The organism is Pseudomonas sp. HP_12, assembly GCF_055283955.1.
This window is the reverse complement of the sequence record NZ_JBTOQG010000003.1, coordinates 34,453-53,562: the sequence shown is the minus strand read 5'-3', so window position 1 is coordinate 53,562 and position 19,110 is coordinate 34,453. Positions and strand designations below refer to the sequence as shown.

Sequence of the window (19,110 nt, the reverse complement as noted above, 5' to 3'; positions counted from 1 at the left end):
ATCTCGCAGATGAGTGAGCGGGGCCACAGCCGGGCGCGCAAGCAGCACGCCCGGCGCTCGTCTGATTAATGAACCAGCATGCCGGTGAACCAGTACGCCTGGGCGTAGGTGATGCAGCCAACGATCGTGGCGAAGAAAATGCTGTGCTTGAGGGTGAAGCGGAACAGGTCGGATTCTTTACCCACCAGCCCGGTTGCCGCGCAGGCTACCGCGATCGATTGCGGGGAAATCATCTTGCCGGTTACGCCGCCGCTTGAGTTGGCTGCAACCATCAGCACGTCACTGACGCCCAGTTGGTGTGCCGTGGTGGCCTGCAACGAGCCAAACAGGGCGTTCGACGAGGTGTCGGAGCCTGTCAGGAACACCCCGAGCCAGCCGAGGAATGGCGAGAAGAACGGGAAGGCGCTGCCAGTCCCGGCGAGGACCAATGCGAGCGTCGAGGACATGCCGGAGTAGTTCATGACGAAGGCGAAGGCCAGCACCATGCCGATGGACACGATGGCCCAGCGCAATTCGATCAGCGTTTCTTTGAACGTGACCACACCTGTTTTAGGTGTAATGCGCAGCACGATCATCGCCAGAATCGCCGAGATCAGAATCGCGCTGCCCGAGGCTGCGAGCAGGTCAAACTTGTACACCGCAGGCATGGCCGTCGGGTTGGCGACAATCGGCGCCATCTTCATGACCAGTTGATCCAGGTGCGGCACCGGGAAGTTCATGGTCAGTGCCTGCAATGGGCCGCCCGCGGCGAACAGCGCCTTGAACGGCTTCAGCGTCCAGATCGTCACGACGACAGTCAGGATCAGGAACGGCGACCATGCCTTGATGATGGTTCCTGCCGAGTACGGCGATTTTTTGGTGGTGCGCGGCTGACCAAAACCGCCCGCATTACCAGCGCCGCCCATGACCGCAGCACCGCCGGACGCACCGACGATGTTCGCATCGGCTGCGCGGGCTGGCTGCCAGACTTTCAGGAAGAAGGTCAGGGACACGAGGCTGACCAGCGCCGAGGTAATGTCTGGCAGTTCCGGGCCAATGAAATTTGAGGTCAGAAATTGCACGATGGCGAAGCTGCCGCCCGCGACCAGAGCCGCTGGCCAGGTCTCCTTGACGCCTTTCACACCGTCCATCATGAACATCAGCCAGAACGGCACGAACACCGACAACAGTGGCAATTGACGACCGGCCATGGCGCCGATCTTGAACGGGTCGAGACCGGACACCTGACCGGCCACGATGATCGGGATGCCCAATGCGCCAAACGCCACCGGTGCGGTGTTGGCGATCAGGCAGAGGCCGGCGGCATACAGCGGGTTCAATCCCAGGCCAACGAGTAACGCTGCGGTGATCGCCACCGGTGCGCCGAAGCCTGCCGCGCCTTCCAGGAACGCGCCGAAGCAGAATCCGATCAGCAAGACCTGCAGGCGCTGGTCATCGGTGATCGACATGACCGAGCTGCGAATGATCTCGAACTGGCCACTTTTGACCGTCAGTTTGTAGAGAAACACTGCGGCAATAATGATCCACGCAATGGGCCACAAGCCGTAGAGGAAACCGTAGCCGGCGGAAGCGACGGCCATGTCGGCGGGCATCTGGAAGGCGAAGATCGCGATCAGTATGGCGAGCAGCAACGTGATGGCTCCCGCGACGTGCCCCTTGAGCCGGAAGATCGCCAGCGCCAGAAAGAAGAAAACGATCGGAATGACAGCCACCAGCGCCGAAAGGCCCAGGCCGCCGAGAGGTGTGTAGAGCTGTTGCCAGGTTTGCATGTATGAGGCCCCTAATTGTTTTTGGTTAGGCCCGGTGTCCATGTCTTACGTGCGCGGCTCCTGCAGGTGACAACTGCGTATCTGTCGGCCTGCCGGCGCTGACGAACGAGTCGCACAGCTCACCAGCTCAAGCGTTCCGCCGTCGGGAAGTGCCTGCAACGTGGGACAGCGATAAGCCGTCCCTCGCCGGCATTGTAAATTGGTAATACCAATTTACAATGTCTTGGCGCTAGGTTAGGAGCCTTGCTGACGGTGTGTCAATTTATGACGCGTAAACTTTCGTAGCAGCTCGCCCGGATTTCATCCGCACTTCGCCTGAGAGGGAGATTTCTCCTACATCTTCCGGGTGAATGTCTGATCGCGATCAGCGAGAATATGCGCCCCGCGGCCAAGCCAGGCGGGGCAGTCGGGTTGTGGAGTGAAGGGTTATGGGCTTTGATCAGGTGCGTCAGCGCCGCTTGTCCGACGATATTGTCGAGCAGTTGGAAAGGATGATTCTGGAGGGCACGTTGCGCTCTGGCGGTCGTCTGCCGGCTGAGCGAGCGCTGGCCGAGCAGTTCGGCGTGTCGCGCCCTTCGCTGCGTGAGGCGATTCAAAAGCTGACGGCCAAAGGGCTGTTGATCAGCCGTCAAGGCGGCGGCAATTACGTGGTCGACAGTCTTGGGTCCACGTTCAGCGATCCACTGCTTCATCTGTTGGAAAGCAGCCCGGACGCCCAGCGCGACCTGCTTGAGTTCCGCCATACCCTGGAAGCCTCCTGCGCCTACTACGCAGCCATACGCGCGACGGATGTTGATCGGCTGCGGCTGCGCGAGGCGTTCGATGCTCTGCAGGACTGCTACAGCCGCGCGGAGGAAGTGAGTCGTGCGGAGGAGGGCGCAGCAGACGCCAGTTTCCACCTCGCCATCGCCGAAGCCAGCCATAACGCTGTGTTGCTGCACACCATTCGCGGCCTGTTCGATCTGCTGCGGCGCAGCGTGGTCACCAACATCGGCGGCATGTACAAACAGCGCGCAGAAACCCGCGACATGCTGATTGATCAGCATCGTGAGTTGTACCTGGCGATTATCGAAGGGCGGGCAGACGATGCTCGAGAAGTGTCGAGCCGTCATTTGCTGTACGTGCAGGAGGTGCTGGAGGAAGTGCGCCAGCAAGTGCAGCGCACGGCGCGGGCTGAACGGCGCAACCGGATTTAAAGACGCTGCACGGCGCCCGACCCATCGCGGACCGTGCGCCACCGGTTAGAGCGGCGTTTCTAAGCGGCCGGAAAGACTGAATCAGTCTTCCTTGCCCTTGTTCCGCACTGCGCGTTGCAGCTCGCGATTGGAGTCGCGTTCGCGCTCGGTATCGCGCTTGTCGTATTCCTTCTTGCCTTTGCCCAGAGCAATCTCGCACTTGATCAAGTGCTGCTTCCAGTAAAGGGCAAGGGCCACGCAGGCATAGCCTTTTTGCTGAACAGACGACGTCAGCTTTTCCAGCTCGCGCTTGTTGAGCAACAGTTTACGGGTGCGTGTCGGGTCAGCGATGACGTGGGTACTGGCTGTCGTCAGTGGCGAGATATGGCTACCCATCAGCCAGGCCTCACCGTCTTTGAGCAACACGTAACTGTCAACCAGCTGCACCTTGTTGGCACGCAGGCTTTTTACTTCCCAGCCAGCCAGGACCAGACCGGCCTCGAACTTGTGTTCGATGAAGTAATCGTGACGCGCCTTTTTATTTTGCGCGATGGTCCCTGTGGGATGTTTCTTGAGCTTAGCCATAGGCGACGCATTATAGGGATCAACGGGCGTCTCGGCTATGGGCTCGCGCGCTGAAGCTGTGTGCTTGAGCAGGTGGAGTGAATCCCGGACAATGCGCGATCTTTTTTGCGTGTTGGACGTGTCAACGATGTCGACGGACAAGGTTTCGGTTCACGGGAGTTGGGCCAGTCGCTGGGTGTTTATCCTGGCGGCCACCGGCTCTGCCGTAGGGTTGGGCAGCATCTGGAAATTCCCCTACATGGTCGGCGTCTACGGCGGCGGCGCGTTTGTGCTGGTGTTTCTGGCGTGCATCGCCCTGATCGGGATTCCGGTGATGATCGCCGAGACGCTTATCGGGCGACGCGCACGGCAGAGTCCGGCCAACGCGCTGCGTACGCTGGCCCTGGAAGCGGGGCATTCGTCAAAGTGGTCATGGGGCGCTTTCGCCGGCATGGTCACCGCGCTATTGATCCTTTCTTTTTATAGCGTCGTTGGTGGCTGGTCGCTCGAGTACATCATCGATGTCGGCAAGGGCGATTTCAAAGGCGTGACGCCTGATGGTGTCGGCGCCTATTTTGGCGAGATGATTGCCGATCCCTGGCGTCTGGTCGGCTGGCATACGCTGTTCATGCTGTTGTCGGCGATCACCATCGCCAAGGGCGTCAATGCCGGCCTTGAGCGCAGCCTGCGTATCCTGATGCCGTTGCTGTTCGTGCTGATGGTGATTCTGTTGGGCTATAGCCTGACCACCGGGCACTTCATGGAAGGGGTGCATTTCATGTTCGACTTCACCCCCGAGAAGCTGCTCGATGGCTTGCTCCCGGCCATGGGGCATGCGTTTTTCTCGCTGAGTGTGGGCGTCGGTTCGATCATGATTTACGGCGCCTACATGACCAAAGAGGCCTCGATCAGCGCGACGGTGGTGGGCGTGGCATTGCTCGACACCTTCGTGTCGCTGCTGGCGGGCCTCGCATTGTTTCCGATTGTGTTCGCGGCGGGTCTGAACCCAAGCGAAGGGCCGGGCCTGATGTTCGTTACGCTGCCGTATGCATTTGGTAACGTCGCCTTCGGTACGGTCATGGGCGTGGTGTTCTTTATCCTTGTCGCGGTCGCGGCCTGGAGCTCGGCCATTTCCTTGCTCGAACCCATGGTCGCGTATCTGGTCGAGCGCACAAAAGTTCGCCGCGGCTGGGTGACGTTCTGGCTATCGTTCATCTGCTGGTTCGTCGGCCTCGGGACGGTTTTCTCGTTCAACATCTGGAAGCAGGCCAAATTCTTCGTGAACGAAGGCGGCGGCTTCCACCTCTATCAGTGGGGAGCGTCGTCGGGGCTGGATTTCTTCGGCGTCATCGATTTCTTCACCTCGCGGATCATGCTTCCGCTGGGTGGATTGTGCTTTGTGGTATTCGCAGGTTGGGTGATGGGACGCGGTGCGGTGCGCGACGAGTTGTCGGTACGCAGCCCGGTTCTGTTCGCTTTAACGTTCTTTTTGATGCGCTATGTGGCGCCGATCGGCATTGTGGTTGTCTTTGCCGCTCAGCTTTGGAAATGACGCTGACATGACTACGCATATTCAACGTTCCGCCCTTTTGCCATATCCCGCCCAGGCGCTGTACGACCTGGTCAACGACGTGAGTCGCTACTCCGAGTTTCTGCCGTGGTGTTCTGCCGGTACCGTGCTTGAGCAGAGTGATACCTCAATGCGTGCGCGTGTCGAGATCGCAAAAGGCGGCCTGAGCCAGCACTTCGTTACTCGCAACACGCTGACGCCGGGGCAAACCATCGAGATGAATCTGGAGGAGGGGCCTTTCAGTCAGCTTCACGGCGTCTGGACCTTCAAGGCCCTGAATGAAAAGGCCTGCAAGATCAGCCTCGACCTGTCGTTCGACTACAGCGGTTCGATTGTCCGTGCGACCCTGGGTCCGCTGTTCAATCAGGCCGCCAACACCTTGGTTGATGCTTTCTGCCAGCGAGCCAAAGAGCTGCATGGCTGAGCTAACGATCCGCGTCGAGGTGGTCTATGCCGCCGTCGACCGCCAGGAGTTGCTGGCGCTGGACGTGCCCGTCGGAACATCGGTACGCGCTGCGGCTATTGTATCGGGCATGGCCGAGCACTTTCCTGAGCTGGACATCGCGCAGTGCCCGTTGGGCATCTTCGGCAAGCTCGTGGGCGACCCGGAGCAGCGTGAGGTGGAAGCCGGCGACAGGGTTGAGATCTATCGCCCATTGCTGGCTGATCCGAAAGAGGTGCGCCGTCTGCGCGCTTTAAAGGCAGTGGAGTCGAGAAAGGTGCGAAAACCGATTTAATTTTCTCATCGGCTCGATTGAAAAACGTAAAAAAGCCCGGTATACCCGGGCTTTTTTGTGCGGCTGATTCCAGAAGGAAAAGGGGGATCAGCGCGGGTTTGTGTCCAGCGGCTCCTGGGAAGGAACGGGAACGGTTTCGACCTTGTCGACGTCGTTCTGAATCTGCTCAAGCAACGAGCCAGGCTTCGGCGGCTCTTCCTTCGGCGGCTGCGTCCCTTGGTTTTCGGGGGTGACAGTCGTGTCGCTGCTCTTCCCGAGAATGGCCTCGTCGCGGCTGACACCCGGCTTGAAGTCACCGGACAGGCTCGCCAGCTGGTCATTGCCATTGAAGATCAGGCTGACGCGTTCCTGCTGGCGTTCGCCACCACCAGGCTGCAGGCTGTACAGATAGTCCCAGCGTTCAGGGTGAAAGGTGTCGGTCAACAAAGGGTTGCCCATGATAAACCTTACTTGCCGACGGGTCATTCCCGGGCGCAACTGGTCTATCATGTCCTGCGTGACGACATTGCCCTGTTGGATGTCGATTTTATAAACCCCGGGGAATGAACAACCGGCGAGTGCGAGCAGTCCCACGAAGGTGAAACTGGTTAGCAAGAGCTTGGTGTTTTGCATCGGTGGGCGACTTCCACTATCTTGGCTGGGACAACGTAAACCCCGATCATACCTGCATTAAGAGAAGCTGCGAAGCAGCGTCTGCGAGAAAGCTGACCATGGTTGAAAATAGCGAACTACGCAAAGCCGGACTTAAAGTGACCCTGCCGCGGGTCAAGATCCTTCAAATGCTCGATTCTGCGCAGCAGCGTCACATGAGCGCGGAGGACGTCTACAAGGCGCTGATGGAGGCCAACGAAGACGTCGGTCTGGCAACGGTTTACCGAGTTCTGACTCAGTTCGAAGCAGCCGGGTTGGTGGTTCGCCACAATTTCGACGGCGGCCACGCGGTATTCGAACTGGCTGACGGAGGTCACCACGACCACATGGTCAACGTGGAATCCGGTGAGGTCATCGAGTTCTTCGACGAAGAAATCGAAAAGCTGCAAAAAGCCATTGTGAGCAAGCACGGCTTCGAGCTGGTTGACCACAATCTGGTGCTCTACGTACGCAAGCAAAAGGTGTAAGCCTTTTGTGAAGTACGGCAAAGGCGACCCTCGGGTCGCCTTTGTTGTTTCTGCAGTTTGCGATCAGGGGATGCTGCCAGATCCGCGCCGCCCGGGTTAAGCCGTAAAGATCATCAAGATTTGGACGCGACCACCATCTTCTTGGCGTGTGCGAGCGACTCTTTGGTCAGATCGATACCGCCCAGCATTCGCGCCACTTCCTCCACTCGCTCGTTCTTGCTCAGCTTGGACACCGCTGTACGCGTCACGTCTGCTTCCCGGACTTTATGTACAAAAAGGTGTTGATGCCCTTGAGCGGCGACTTGCGGCAAGTGCGTAACGGTCATGACCTGGCCGCGTTCGCCAAGACGACGCAGCAATTGGCCGACGATTTCAGCGGTAGGGCCGCCGATACCGACGTCCACTTCGTCAAACACCAGCGTCGGAACCCGAGATGTCTGTGCGGTGATCACTTGAATCGCCAGACTGATCCGAGAGAGTTCCCCACCCGACGCCACCTTCGCCAGCGCCTTGAGCGGCTGACCCGGGTTGGCGCTGACCAGCAGCTCAACCTGCTCCAGCCCGTTGGGTGACAGCTCTTTGTCTACGTTCTCGCGCAGCTCGATATTGAAGCGTCCGCCCGGCATACCCAGCCGCTGAATTTCGTGCTCGACCTTGTGGGCCAGTTCCGGCGCAGCACGGTGACGCAGGTCGCTCAGCTCGCGCGCCTTCTCTTGATAATGCCGCGCATAGGAGCCTACCTCGTGTTCCAGTCTCTCGATTGCTTCGTCGTTGGCGTTGAGGGTTTCGATCTCGTCGAGCAACTTCTGGTGCAGCGCTGCAACTTCAGTAGGCTGCACGCGGTGTTTGCGTGCCAGCGTATAGATGGTGTCGAGGCGTTCTTCAATTTGCTGCAGGCGGGCGGGGTCCGCTTCGAAGCGATCGAGGAAACGGTTGATCTCGCCGACGGCCTCTTCGACCTGAATCTGCGCACTCGAGAGCAGGTTGGTCGCTTCATTCAACGCATCTGGCGTGTTGTTCACGCTGCTGAGTCGATTAAGGCTGGCGGTCAGTGCGTTCAGCGCATTGCCGGAGTCACTTTCACTGCACAGCTCCACAACTTGCCGGCAGATGCCCAGCAGGCTTTCGGCATTGGTCAGCGTGGTGTGTTCCTGTTCCAGCCGTTCGAGCTCGTTTTCGCCGAGGCTCAGGCTTTCCAGCTCTTCAAGCTGATAGCTCAGCAACTGATGCTTGGCACGCTGCTCGTCGCCGGAGTTGGAAAGGCGCTCAAGCTCCTGGCGCGTTTGCCGCCAGCGCTGGGAGGCCAGTTGCACTTGACGTGCAAGGTCGGTGGCGCCCGCGTATTCGTCCAGCAAGCGCCTATGGGTATCGGTCTTCAGCAGCGACTGATGCTCGTGCTGGCTGTGAATATCGATCACCAGCTCGCCAAGGGCTTTCAGGTCCCCCTGGGGGCAAGGCGTCCCGTTTATATAGGCGCGTGATCGGCCTTCGGCAGTAATGACGCGGCGCAGAATGCAGGGACCGTCGGTTTCGAGGTCTCGCTCCTTTAGCCATGCGCTGGCTTCAGGAATATCCGACACGTCGAAGGTCGCCAGAATGTCTGCCTTGTCAGCACCTGGCCTTACCACGCCACTGTCGGCGCGATCGCCCAGCGTGAGGCCGAGCGCGTCGAGCATGATCGACTTGCCGGCCCCGGTTTCCCCGGTGATCACACTCATGCCGCGATCAAGTTCGAGATCGAGATGTTCAACGATGGCGTAGTTATGTATGGACAGGTGGACCAGCATCAGAGCGGCTCCCAAACAATTTGTCTGGTTATTTATACAGTGTTTTGCTTTGGGCTGACAATGCCCGGCCTTAGCTCGATTTGAAAGGTCATCGCCCATTTTTAGCATCAATCCTGCTTTTCGCCATCGCGCGTGGCCGCCGAACCCATGTCAGAACATTTGTAGGGTTATTGAGCCGATCCTGCGCCTAAACCCTTGAACCCGAGAATTACGACCCCATATAGCCGGGCAGAGGCGTGAGTTGAGCTCACGGATGTAATTAGAAGGAGAGAATTTATGGCTGACGAACAGAACCCGGACATGCAGGCTCAGGATCAGGCTGCCGACACGGCGACTTCTCAAGATGATCTGGCAACGCGTGTGCAAGTGCTTGAAGAGCAGCTGAAAGCGGCGCAGGACCAGTCTCTGCGTGTGGCTGCGGATCTGCAGAACGTCCGCCGCCGTGCCGAGCAAGACGTCGAGAAGGCGCACAAATTTGCGCTTGAGAAGTTTGCCAGCGATCTGCTGCCGATCGTTGACAGCCTTGAGCGGGGCCTTGACTTGTCCAACTCGGATGACGAGAGCATCCGGCCGATGCGTGAAGGCATCGAACTGACGCTGAAAATGTTCTACGACACGCTCAAGCGCTACAACCTTGAAGCCATTGACCCTCATGGCCAGCCGTTCAACGCCGAGCACCATCAGGCGATGGCGATGCAGGAAAGCGCGGATGTGGAGCCGAACAGCGTGCTCAAGGTGTTCCAGAAGGGATATCAGCTCAATGGCCGTTTGCTGCGCCCGGCCATGGTCGTGGTCAGCAAGGCGCCATCGCCTGTTTCGCCGTCTATTGACGAGCAGGCTTGAAATTAGCTGAGCGGCCCCCATTTACAGGCCAAGCGTTTAAGAATTACCGCAATTTGTAAATGCAGTTGCGGCAACCAAATTTAAGTTTCGGGAGAGTCAAAAATGGGCAAGATTATCGGTATCGACCTGGGGACCACCAACTCCTGCGTCTCGGTTCTGGAAAACGGTAAAGCCAAGGTGATCGAGAACGCCGAAGGCGCTCGTACCACCCCTTCGATCATCGCGTATGCCAACGACGGCGAGATCCTTGTGGGTCAATCGGCCAAGCGTCAGGCAGTGACCAACCCGCACAACACCCTGTACGCGGTTAAGCGTCTGATCGGCCGTAAGTTCGACGAAGAAGTCGTGCAGAAAGACATCAAGATGGTGCCTTACAAAATCGCCAAGGCTGACAACGGCGATGCATGGGTTGAAGTCAACGACAAGAAAATGTCCCCTCCTCAGATTTCGGCTGAAATCCTGAAGAAGATGAAGAAAACCGCCGAAGACTACCTCGGCGAGGCTGTTACAGAGGCGGTCATCACTGTCCCTGCATACTTCAACGACAGCCAGCGTCAGGCCACCAAAGACGCCGGTCGTATTGCCGGTCTGGACGTGAAGCGCATCATCAACGAACCAACCGCAGCTGCGCTGGCTTACGGTATGGACAAAGCGAAGGGCGATCACACCGTCATCGTTTATGACCTGGGTGGCGGTACTTTCGACGTTTCGGTCATCGAAATCGCTGAAGTTGATGGCGAGCACCAGTTCGAAGTATTGGCCACCAACGGCGATACCTTCCTGGGTGGTGAAGACTTCGACATCCGCCTGATCGATTACCTGGTTGACGAATTCAAGAAAGAATCCGGCATGAACCTGAAAGGTGATCCGCTGGCGATGCAGCGTCTGAAAGAAGCTGCCGAGAAAGCGAAGATCGAGCTGTCTTCGAGCAATTCGACCGACGTGAACCTGCCTTACATCACTGCAGATGCCACCGGTCCTAAGCACTTGAACGTGAAGATCTCGCGCGCCAAGCTGGAATCGCTGGTTGAAGACCTGGTTCAGCGCACCATCGAGCCTTGCCGCATTGCGCTGAAAGACTCCGGTATCGACATCGGCGCGATCAACGACGTGATCCTGGTCGGCGGTCAGACCCGCATGCCACTGGTTCAGCAGAAGGTCACCGAGTTCTTCGGTAAAGAAGCGCGTAAAGACGTCAACCCTGACGAAGCCGTTGCCATGGGTGCAGCTATCCAGGGTGCAGTACTGGCGGGCGACGTGAAAGACGTTCTGCTGCTGGACGTCAGCCCGCTGACGCTGGGTATCGAAACCATGGGTGGCGTGATGACCGCGCTGATCGAGAAAAACACCACGATTCCTACCAAGAAATCGCAGGTGTTCTCGACTGCCGACGACAACCAGGGCGCAGTGACCATTCACGTGCTGCAGGGCGAGCGTAAGCAAGCGGCTCAGAACAAGTCCCTGGGCAAGTTCGACCTGGCCGAGATTCCACCAGCACCACGCGGCGTGCCTCAGATCGAAGTGACCTTCGACATCGACGCCAACGGCATTCTGCATGTCGGCGCGAAAGACAAGGCGACTGGCAAGACTCAGTCGATCGTGATCAAGGCCAACTCCGGTCTGTCGGACGAAGAAATCCAGCAGATGATTCGCGACGCTGAAGCGAACTCGGACGAAGACCGCAAGTTTGAAGAGCTGGCCTCTGCCCGCAACCAGGGCGATGCGCTGGTTCACTCGACTCGCAAAATGATCTCCGACGCTGGCGACAAAGTCACCGCGGAAGAAAAGACCGCTATCGAAGCTGCACTGGTTGCCCTTGAAGCCGCCGTTAAAGGCGACGACAAGGCTGCCATCGACGCCAAGATCGAAGAGCTGTCGAAGGTCTCCGCGCCGGTTGCTCAGAAGATGTACGCCGAGCAGGCCGAAAAACCTGAAGGCGGTGCTCAGGCCGCTCAGGAAGAAAGCAAGCCTGCAGACGACGTCGTTGACGCCGAGTTCGAAGAAGTAAAAGACCACAAGTAAGCGCAGGCTCACTTGATCGCCGGTTGACCGCTTTCTGGTGGTCGCTGGTAGGATGTCGCCGCGCGGGAGCTTGCTCCCGCGTTGGCGTGTCTGGAACACCCAAAATTTTCAAGCGCGCGATCCCGTATCGCGGGCTTTGTGGCAAAGCCGGATGCTCCTGCACTCCGGCTTGTTCAGCCGCTTTCCTCGGTCGATCAAAGGCCGTTGAACCAAGACCAGGATCGTTGAATTGACGTGAGTTGGGTCCGGGCCTGAAAGGGGCTCAACGAGTTCGGCAGACTCAGGAGGGTCATGCCGGACGTCCTCAAGAGTGCGGAAAATTTATGTCAAAGCGTGATTATTACGAAGTACTGGGCGTGGAGCGTGGCTCCAGCGAAGCGGACCTGAAAAAGGCGTATCGCCGTCTCGCCATGAAATATCACCCTGACCGCAACCCGGGTGACAAGGCTTCGGAAGACGCCTTCAAAGAAGCCAACGAAGCGTACGAAGTGCTTTCCGATGCCAGCAAGCGCGCGGCCTACGACCAATACGGCCATGCCGGTGTCGATCAGGGCATGGGCGGCGGCGGTTTCGGCGGCGGTGGCGCCAACTTCTCCGACATCTTCGGTGATGTTTTCAGCGACTTCTTCGGCGGCGGTCGCGCCGGCGGCGGTGGTCGCGGTGGTGCCCAGCGTGGCAGCGACCTTCGCTATACCCTCGAATTGAATCTTGAAGAAGCAGTGCGCGGCACGACTGTCAGCATCCGTGTACCGACACTGGTCAACTGCAAGCCGTGCGATGGCAGCGGCGCTAAAAAGGGCTCGTCCCCGGTGACCTGCCCGACATGCGGCGGCATCGGCCAGGTGCGCATGCAGCAGGGTTTCTTCTCTGTTCAGCAGACCTGCCCGCGTTGCCACGGCAACGGCAAGATCATTTCCGACCCTTGTGACTCCTGCCATGGCGAAGGCCGTGTCGAAGAGTCCAAGACGCTGTCGGTCAAGGTGCCGCCAGGTGTCGATACCGGCGACCGTATTCGTCTGTCGGGCGAAGGCGAGGCAGGGACGCAAGGTGGTCCAACGGGCGACCTGTACGTTGTGATCAATGTACGCGAACACGCGATTTTCCAGCGCGACGGCAAGCATCTGTATTGCGAAGTGCCGATCAGCTTCACCGACGCTGCACTGGGCGGCGAGCTGGAAGTGCCGACGCTGGACGGTCGCGTCAAGCTGAAGATCCCGGAAGGCACGCAAACCGGTAAGCAGTTCCGTCTGCGCGGCAAGGGCGTAGCCCCTGTGCGTGGTGGCGGCGCCGGCGACCTGATGTGCCGTGTGGCCGTCGAGACCCCGGTGAACCTGGGTCGTCGCCAGCGCGAGCTGCTCGAAGAGTTCCGCGCCACCCTTGAAGGCGACAGTTCTCATTCGCCCAAGGCCAGCGGCTGGTTCGAAGGCGTGAAGCGCTTCTTCGGCGATCTCTAAGGGGCAGGGCATGCGACGCATTGCTGTGATGGGCGCCGCCGGGCGCATGGGCAAGAACCTGATCGAGGCGGTGCAGGACCGTGCGCCGCTCACCGGACTGACAGCGGCAATCGTTCGTCCCGGCAGCACGATGATTGGTGCCGACGCCGGCGAACTCGCATCGCTGGGGCGCATCGGTGTTCAGTTGACCGGTAATCTGGAGCAGGTTGCTGACGAGTTCGACGTCTTGATCGACTTCACATTGCCGGACGTCATGCTGAAAAACCTGGCGTTCTGCCGTAAGGCGGGCAAGGCGATGGTCATTGGTACCACCGGCTTGAGCGTCGAACAAAAGCACCTACTGGTGGAAGCGAGTCGGGAAATTCCCGTGGTTTTCGCGTCCAACTTCAGTGTGGGTGTGAACCTGTCGTTCAAGCTGCTGGATCTGGCGGCGCGAGTGATGGGTGAAGATTCGGACATCGAGATCATCGAAGCTCATCACCGCAACAAGGTCGACGCGCCGTCGGGTACGGCAGTCAGCATGGGTGAGGTGGTTGCCAATGCCCTTGGGCGTGACTTGAGCAAGGTTGCCGTCTACGGTCGTGAGGGCTACACAGGTGTTCGTGAGCGCGAGACGATCGGCTTCGCCACGGTCCGCGGCGGTGACGTCGTAGGTGATCACACTGTGCTGTTCGCCGCCGAGGGTGAGCGTCTGGAGATTACGCACAAGGCGTCCAGTCGCATGACCTTCGCCAAGGGCGCAGTGCGTGCCGCGCTGTGGCTAGATGGCAAGGCGCCGGGTCTTTACGACATGCAGGATGTACTTGATCTGCGCTGAGTCTTTCGGCGTCCGAGATGTGAAAAGCGACAATGCGGGCAGGAGAAGGGCTTTACCTGTATCCTGCCCGCAGTTATTAGCCGTACGCACCCGCTACGCGACGTCCGTCGCACTCCCCAGCCCTCAGGGCAATTTTAGCGGTGGATTAAAAAGACCTCTTTCTGTAAGCTACAGCTTTAGTGTGTCCACTAAAAGCGCGCAGATAATTCTACGAAAAAAGCGGGGTGACGTGTCTATACGTCATTCCGCTTTTTTACAACCTGCGATCGCCCTTTCAGGCTTTATTACGGGAGGTCTTCTTGACTAAGCCAGCCATACTCGCCCTTGCTGATGGCAGCATTTTTCGCGGCGAAGCCATTGGTGCCGACGGTCAAACCGTTGGTGAAGTGGTGTTTAACACCGCAATGACCGGCTATCAGGAAATTCTTACCGATCCTTCCTATGCCCAGCAAATCGTCACCCTGACTTACCCGCACATCGGCAACACCGGCACAACGCCGGAAGATGCCGAGTCTGACCGCGTCTGGTCGGCGGGCCTGGTGATTCGCGACCTGCCGCTGGTTGCCAGCAACTGGCGCAACAAGATGCCACTGGCCGAGTATCTGAAGGCCAATAAAACCGTTGCGATCGCGGGCATCGATACCCGCCGCCTGACGCGCATTCTTCGCGAGAAGGGCGCTCAGAACGGCTGCATCATGGCCGGCGACAACATCTCCGAAGAAGCCGCTATTGCAGCAGCGCGAGCATTCCCTGGCTTGAAGGGCATGGACCTCGCCAAGGAAGTCAGCACCAAAGAGACCTACGAATGGCGCTCCACGGTCTGGAACCTGCAGTCCGACAGCAGTCCCGAAGTCGCCGCAGCGGACTTGAAGTACCACGTGGTTGCCTGGGACTACGGCGTCAAACTGAACATCCTGCGCATGCTGGTCGAGCGCGGTTGCCGTGTGACGGTCGTACCTGCGCAAACCCCTGCCAGTGAAGTGCTGGCGCTCAAGCCTGACGGCATCTTCCTCTCCAACGGCCCTGGCGATCCCGAACCGTGCGACTACGCCATTCAAGCGATCAAGGATGTGCTCGAGACCGACATTCCGGTGTTCGGTATCTGTCTGGGCCACCAGCTGTTGGCGCTCGCTTCCGGCGCTCGGACCATCAAGATGGATCTGGGCCACCATGGCGCCAACCACCCGGTCCAGGACCTGGACACCGGCGTTGTCATGATCACCAGCCAGAACCACGGGTTTGCGGTGGACGAAGCGACCTTGCCAAGCAACGTTCGCGCGATTCACAAGTCGCTGTTCGATGGCAGCCTGCAGGGCATCGAGCGCACCGACAAAGACGCGTTCAGCTTCCAGGGTCACCCTGAAGCGAGCCCGGGCCCGACTGACGTCGCGCCGCTGTTTGATCGCTTCATCACAGCCATGGACAAGCGCCGCTAAGGCTGCCTTGCGACTGTAGCGAGCAGGTGACCGCGGCGGGCCGGATCAGATCCGACAGCCCGCCCGGCACCTGAGATGTTCAAGACGGCTTGCCGACTGACACAGGATTCGAGTGACAACCCATGCCAAAACGTACAGACATTAAAAGCATCCTGATTCTTGGTGCTGGCCCGATCGTGATCGGCCAGGCCTGCGAATTCGACTACTCCGGCGCCCAGGCCTGCAAGGCCCTGCGCGAAGAGGGTTACCGCGTCATTCTGGTCAACTCGAACCCGGCCACCATCATGACCGACCCGGCCATGGCGGACGCGACCTACATCGAGCCGATCAAATGGGCGACCGTCGCCAAGATCATCGAAAAAGAACGCCCTGATGCGCTGCTGCCAACCATGGGCGGCCAGACCGCACTGAACTGCGCGCTGGATCTGGAGCGCGAAGGCGTTCTGGAGAAGTTCGGCGTTGAAATGATCGGCGCCAATGCCGACACCATCGACAAGGCTGAAGACCGCTCGCGTTTCGACAAGGCCATGAAATCCATCGGCCTGGCGTGCCCGCGTTCCGGTATCGCCCACAGCATGGAAGAGGCCAATGCGGTCCTCGAAAAGCTGGGCTTCCCCTGCATCATTCGTCCGTCCTTCACCATGGGCGGCACCGGTGGTGGCATCGCGTACAACCGTGAAGAGTTCGAAGAAATCTGCGCCCGCGGTCTCGACCTGTCGCCGACCAAAGAGTTGCTGATCGACGAGTCGCTGATCGGTTGGAAAGAATACGAAATGGAAGTTGTCCGCGACAAAAAGGACAACTGCATCATCGTCTGCTCCATCGAAAACTTCGACCCGATGGGTGTCCACACCGGCGACTCCATCACGGTCGCGCCGGCGCAGACGCTCACCGACAAGGAATACCAGATTCTGCGCAACGCCTCGCTGGCGGTCCTGCGCGAGATCGGCGTCGAAACAGGCGGCTCGAACGTTCAGTTCGGTATTTGCCCGGACACCGGCCGCATGGTCGTGATCGAGATGAACCCACGGGTTTCTCGCTCCTCTGCGCTGGCCTCCAAGGCTACCGGCTTCCCGATCGCGCGAGTGGCAGCCAAGCTGGCTGTCGGCTACACGCTGGACGAGTTGCAGAACGAAATCACCGGCGGCAAGACCCCGGCGTCGTTCGAGCCATCGATCGACTACGTCGTCACCAAGCTGCCACGGTTTGCGTTCGAGAAGTTTGCCAAGGCCGACGCGCGTCTGACCACACAAATGAAGTCGGTCGGCGAAGTCATGGCCATCGGCCGCACGTTCCAGGAATCCTTGCAGAAAGCACTGCGGGGCCTTGAAGTGGGTGTCAGCGGTCTCGATCCGAAGCTGGACCTGAGCAATCCGGAAAGCATGAGCATTCTCAAGCGCGAACTGACGGTTCCGGGTGCCGAGCGCATCTGGTACGTCGCCGACGCTTTCCGTGCCGGCATGACAGTTGAACAAATTTTCGGCATGAACATGATCGACCCTTGGTTCCTGGTGCAGATCGAAGATCTGATCAAGGACGAAGAGAAGGTCAAGACCCTCGGTCTTTCGGCAATTGATCGCGACCTGATGTATCGCCTCAAGCGCAAGGGCTTCTCCGATGCACGCCTGGCCAAGCTGGTCGGTGTGACCGAGAAAAACCTGCGCACGCACCGTCACAAGTTGGATGTGCTGCCGGTCTACAAGCGCGTCGACACCTGCGCTGCCGAGTTCGCGACCGACACCGCGTACATGTACTCCACGTACGAGGAAGAGTGCGAAGCCAACCCGACGAATCGCGACAAGATCATGATTCTGGGTGGCGGTCCGAACCGCATTGGCCAGGGCATCGAGTTCGACTACTGCTGCGTCCACGCTGCACTGGCGCTGCGTGAGGACGGGTACGAGACCATCATGGTCAACTGCAACCCGGAAACCGTATCGACCGACTACGACACCTCCGACCGTCTGTACTTCGAGCCGGTGACCCTGGAAGACGTGCTGGAAATCGTCCGCGTCGAGAAGCCGAAAGGCGTGATCGTTCAGTACGGCGGCCAGACGCCTTTGAAACTGGCGCGCGCACTGGAAGCCGCAGGCGTGCCGATCATCGGCACCAGCCCGGACGCCATTGACCGTGCAGAAGACCGCGAGCGCTTCCAGCAAATGGTCGAGCGACTGAACCTGCGTCAGCCGCCAAACGCTACCGTGCGCAGCGAAGACGAAGCCATTCGGGCTGCGGCGAAGATCGGCTACCCGCTGGTGGTTCGTCCGTCCTACGTACTGGGCGGCCGTGCGATGGAGATCGTCTACGAAGAAGACGAACTCAAGCGCTACCTGCGTGAAGCGGTTCAAGTGTCCAACGACAGCCCGGTGCTGCTTGACCACTTCCTCAACTGCGCCATCGAGATGGACGTCGATGCGGTCTGCGACGGTACCGACGTAGTGATCGGCGCAATCATGCAGCACATCGAACAGGCCGGCGTTCACTCGGGTGACTCGGCATGCTCGCTGCCACCGTATTCGCTGCCTGCCCACATCCAGGACGAAATGCGTGAGCAGGTCAAGAAAATGGCCCTCGAGCTCGGCGTTGTCGGTTTGATGAACGTGCAGTTGGCATTGCAGGGTGAAGACATCTACGTCATCGAAGTGAACCCGCGCGCCTCGCGTACGGTACCGTTCGTTTCGAAGTGCATTGGTGTCTCGCTGGCGATGATTGCGGCTCGTGTCATGGCCGGCAAAACCCTGAAAGAACTCGGCTTCACCAAAGAGATCATCCCGAACTTCTACAGCGTGAAAGAGGCGGTGTTCCCATTCGCTAAATTCCCGGGTGTAGACCCGATCCTCGGCCCAGAGATGAAGTCGACGGGCGAAGTCATGGGTGTTGGCGACACCTTCGGCGAAGCTTTCGCGAAAGCCCAGATGGGCGCCAGCGAAGTGCTGCCAACTTGCGGCACGGCGTTCATCAGCGTGCGTGACGACGACAAGCCCCTGGTGGCAGGTGTTGCACGCAGCTTGATCGAGCTGGGCTTCGACATCGTTGCAACCGCCGGCACTGCACGTCTTATCGAAGAGGCGGGGCTGAAAGTTCGCCGCGTCAACAAGGTGACCGAGGGCCGTCCACACGTGGTCGACATGATCAAGAATGACGAAGTCACGCTGATCATCAACACCACCGAAGGTCGTCAGTCGATCGCCGACTCCTACTCCATTCGCCGCAATGCCCTGCAGCACAAGATTTACTGCACCACGACCATTGCCGCGGGCGAGGCCATCTGTGAAGCGCTGAAGTTCGGCCCTGAAAAAACCGTGCGCCGCTTGCAGGATCTACACGCAGGACTCAAAGCATGATCAAGTACCCAATGACCGTTCAGGGCGCTCGCGCCCTGGAAGAAGAACACGCACACCTGACCAAGGTGGTTCGTCCCAAACTCAGCCAGGACATCGGGACTGCGCGTGAGCTGGGCGATCTCAAGGAAAACGCCGAATACCATGCCGCCCGCGAACAGCAGGGCATGGTCGAAGCGCGCATTCGCGATATCGAGGGCCGAATCCAGAATCAGGTGATCATCGACGTCACTACGATCCCTCATACCGGCAAAGTGATCTTCGGCACCACTGTCGAAATCGCGAACGTTGAGACGGACGAGCGCGTCACCTACCACATCGTGGGTGAGGACGAAGCTGACTTCAAATTGGGCAAGATCTCGGTGGGTTCGCCGCTTGCTCGCGCGTTGATTGGCAAGGAAGAAGGCGATGTCGTCGCTGTGAAAACACCGAGCGGTGTGATCGAGTACGAAATCGTGGAAGTGCGTCACGTTTGAT

The 19,110-nt window shown here is 59.0% G+C and carries 16 protein-coding genes; 12 read left to right on the top strand and 4 right to left on the bottom strand.

Going from position 1 to position 19,110, the window contains the following annotated elements; genetic code table 11:
* Window positions 1-65: 65 nt before the first annotated feature.
* Entirely contained in the window at window positions 66-1,769 is a 1,704-nt protein-coding gene (locus ACYASU_RS03775) for a lactate permease LctP family transporter (RefSeq protein WP_463581988.1), read from the bottom strand.
* 428 nt (window positions 1,770-2,197) lie between these two features.
* Here ACYASU_RS03775 and ACYASU_RS03770 point away from each other — a divergent pair, with 428 nt between their 5' ends.
* Window positions 2,198-2,965 carry a GntR family transcriptional regulator gene (locus ACYASU_RS03770; RefSeq protein WP_192173318.1) on the top strand — a complete coding sequence of 256 codons (768 nt, stop codon included), beginning with the start codon at window positions 2,198-2,200 and terminating at the stop codon, window positions 2,963-2,965.
* Between the two features lie 81 nt (window positions 2,966-3,046).
* Here the strand turns inward: ACYASU_RS03770 and smpB are convergent, their stop codons facing one another.
* The gene (smpB, locus tag ACYASU_RS03765; RefSeq protein ID WP_065987620.1) at window positions 3,047-3,529 is read right to left on the bottom strand and encodes an SsrA-binding protein SmpB; all 483 of its coding nucleotides are present in this window, start codon (window positions 3,527-3,529) and stop codon (window positions 3,047-3,049) included.
* Window positions 3,530-3,656: 127 nt separating this feature from the next.
* On the opposite strand from smpB, the gene ACYASU_RS03760 reads away from it, so the two are divergent.
* The 3 genes from ACYASU_RS03760 to ACYASU_RS03750 are packed head-to-tail and all read left to right on the top strand — an operon-like array spanning window position 3,657 to window position 5,815.
* Window positions 3,657-5,060 carry a sodium-dependent transporter gene (locus ACYASU_RS03760; protein ID WP_463581987.1) on the top strand — a complete coding sequence of 468 codons (1,404 nt, stop codon included), beginning with the start codon at window positions 3,657-3,659 and terminating at the stop codon, window positions 5,058-5,060.
* 7 nt (window positions 5,061-5,067) lie between these two features.
* Window positions 5,068-5,502, top strand: a complete 435-nt coding sequence (locus tag ACYASU_RS03755; RefSeq protein WP_133776812.1) for a type II toxin-antitoxin system RatA family toxin — start codon at window positions 5,068-5,070, stop codon at window positions 5,500-5,502.
* Complete coding sequence (locus ACYASU_RS03750) at window positions 5,495-5,815, top strand: RnfH family protein (RefSeq protein ID WP_463581986.1); 321 nt, start codon at window positions 5,495-5,497, stop codon at window positions 5,813-5,815. Before ACYASU_RS03755 ends, ACYASU_RS03750 begins: the two co-directional genes overlap by 8 nt.
* Before the next feature lie 87 nt (window positions 5,816-5,902).
* On the opposite strand, the gene ACYASU_RS03745 is transcribed toward ACYASU_RS03750, so the two are convergent.
* Window positions 5,903-6,427, bottom strand: a complete 525-nt coding sequence (locus ACYASU_RS03745) for an outer membrane protein assembly factor BamE (RefSeq protein WP_074888447.1) — start codon at window positions 6,425-6,427, stop codon at window positions 5,903-5,905.
* Between the two features lie 98 nt (window positions 6,428-6,525).
* Here ACYASU_RS03745 and fur point away from each other — a divergent pair, with 98 nt between their 5' ends.
* Window positions 6,526-6,933 (top strand): ferric iron uptake transcriptional regulator, encoded by a 408-nt coding sequence (gene fur / locus ACYASU_RS03740; RefSeq protein ID WP_065987616.1) that lies wholly within the window; start codon window positions 6,526-6,528, stop codon window positions 6,931-6,933.
* 113 nt (window positions 6,934-7,046) lie between these two features.
* Here the strand turns inward: fur and recN are convergent, their stop codons facing one another.
* On the bottom strand, window positions 7,047-8,720 hold the full coding sequence (recN, locus tag ACYASU_RS03735) for a DNA repair protein RecN (RefSeq protein WP_192173315.1): 1,674 nt from the start codon (window positions 8,718-8,720) through the stop codon (window positions 7,047-7,049).
* Between the two features lie 276 nt (window positions 8,721-8,996).
* Here recN and grpE point away from each other — a divergent pair, with 276 nt between their 5' ends.
* From grpE to greA, 7 genes are all read left to right on the top strand, one after another.
* Window positions 8,997-9,563, top strand: coding sequence for a nucleotide exchange factor GrpE (gene grpE / locus ACYASU_RS03730; protein ID WP_065987614.1), 567 nt, complete (start codon window positions 8,997-8,999; stop codon window positions 9,561-9,563).
* 102 nt (window positions 9,564-9,665) lie between these two features.
* Window positions 9,666-11,585 carry a molecular chaperone DnaK gene (gene dnaK / locus ACYASU_RS03725; protein ID WP_192173314.1) on the top strand — a complete coding sequence of 640 codons (1,920 nt, stop codon included), beginning with the start codon at window positions 9,666-9,668 and terminating at the stop codon, window positions 11,583-11,585.
* A 323-nt stretch (window positions 11,586-11,908) separates the two neighbouring features.
* Entirely contained in the window at window positions 11,909-13,039 is a 1,131-nt protein-coding gene (dnaJ, locus tag ACYASU_RS03720) for a molecular chaperone DnaJ (RefSeq protein ID WP_192173313.1), read from the top strand.
* A 10-nt stretch (window positions 13,040-13,049) separates the two neighbouring features.
* Window positions 13,050-13,856 carry a 4-hydroxy-tetrahydrodipicolinate reductase gene (dapB, locus tag ACYASU_RS03715; RefSeq protein WP_192173312.1) on the top strand — a complete coding sequence of 269 codons (807 nt, stop codon included), beginning with the start codon at window positions 13,050-13,052 and terminating at the stop codon, window positions 13,854-13,856.
* Window positions 13,857-14,155: 299 nt separating this feature from the next.
* A complete protein-coding gene (gene carA, locus ACYASU_RS03710; RefSeq protein WP_192173311.1) occupies window positions 14,156-15,292 on the top strand; it encodes a glutamine-hydrolyzing carbamoyl-phosphate synthase small subunit in 1,137 nt (378 codons plus the stop codon).
* Between the two features lie 122 nt (window positions 15,293-15,414).
* The gene (gene carB / locus ACYASU_RS03705; protein ID WP_463581985.1) at window positions 15,415-18,636 is read left to right on the top strand and encodes a carbamoyl-phosphate synthase large subunit; all 3,222 of its coding nucleotides are present in this window, start codon (window positions 15,415-15,417) and stop codon (window positions 18,634-18,636) included.
* On the top strand, window positions 18,633-19,109 hold the full coding sequence (gene greA / locus ACYASU_RS03700) for a transcription elongation factor GreA (RefSeq protein WP_122535420.1): 477 nt from the start codon (window positions 18,633-18,635) through the stop codon (window positions 19,107-19,109). The genes carB and greA overlap by 4 nt, the downstream gene beginning before the upstream one ends.
* Window position 19,110 lies beyond the last annotated feature (1 nt).

What these genes read in the sequence shown, in the direction of transcription:
- ACYASU_RS03775 (WP_463581988.1), bottom strand. Translation starts at nt 1,769, where the DNA reads ATGCAAACCTGGCAACAGCTCTACACACCTCTCGGCGGCCTGGGCCTT.
- ACYASU_RS03770 (WP_192173318.1), top strand. Translation starts at nt 2,198, where the DNA reads ATGGGCTTTGATCAGGTGCGTCAGCGCCGCTTGTCCGACGATATTGTC.
- smpB (WP_065987620.1), bottom strand. Translation starts at nt 3,529, where the DNA reads ATGGCTAAGCTCAAGAAACATCCCACAGGGACCATCGCGCAAAATAAA.
- ACYASU_RS03760 (WP_463581987.1), top strand. Translation starts at nt 3,657, where the DNA reads ATGTCGACGGACAAGGTTTCGGTTCACGGGAGTTGGGCCAGTCGCTGG.
- ACYASU_RS03755 (WP_133776812.1), top strand. Translation starts at nt 5,068, where the DNA reads ATGACTACGCATATTCAACGTTCCGCCCTTTTGCCATATCCCGCCCAG.
- ACYASU_RS03750 (WP_463581986.1), top strand. Translation starts at nt 5,495, where the DNA reads ATGGCTGAGCTAACGATCCGCGTCGAGGTGGTCTATGCCGCCGTCGAC.
- ACYASU_RS03745 (WP_074888447.1), bottom strand. Translation starts at nt 6,427, where the DNA reads ATGCAAAACACCAAGCTCTTGCTAACCAGTTTCACCTTCGTGGGACTG.
- fur (WP_065987616.1), top strand. Translation starts at nt 6,526, where the DNA reads ATGGTTGAAAATAGCGAACTACGCAAAGCCGGACTTAAAGTGACCCTG.
- recN (WP_192173315.1), bottom strand. Translation starts at nt 8,720, where the DNA reads ATGCTGGTCCACCTGTCCATACATAACTACGCCATCGTTGAACATCTC.
- grpE (WP_065987614.1), top strand. Translation starts at nt 8,997, where the DNA reads ATGGCTGACGAACAGAACCCGGACATGCAGGCTCAGGATCAGGCTGCC.
- dnaK (WP_192173314.1), top strand. Translation starts at nt 9,666, where the DNA reads ATGGGCAAGATTATCGGTATCGACCTGGGGACCACCAACTCCTGCGTC.
- dnaJ (WP_192173313.1), top strand. Translation starts at nt 11,909, where the DNA reads ATGTCAAAGCGTGATTATTACGAAGTACTGGGCGTGGAGCGTGGCTCC.
- dapB (WP_192173312.1), top strand. Translation starts at nt 13,050, where the DNA reads ATGCGACGCATTGCTGTGATGGGCGCCGCCGGGCGCATGGGCAAGAAC.
- carB (WP_463581985.1), top strand. Translation starts at nt 15,415, where the DNA reads ATGCCAAAACGTACAGACATTAAAAGCATCCTGATTCTTGGTGCTGGC.
- greA (WP_122535420.1), top strand. Translation starts at nt 18,633, where the DNA reads ATGATCAAGTACCCAATGACCGTTCAGGGCGCTCGCGCCCTGGAAGAA.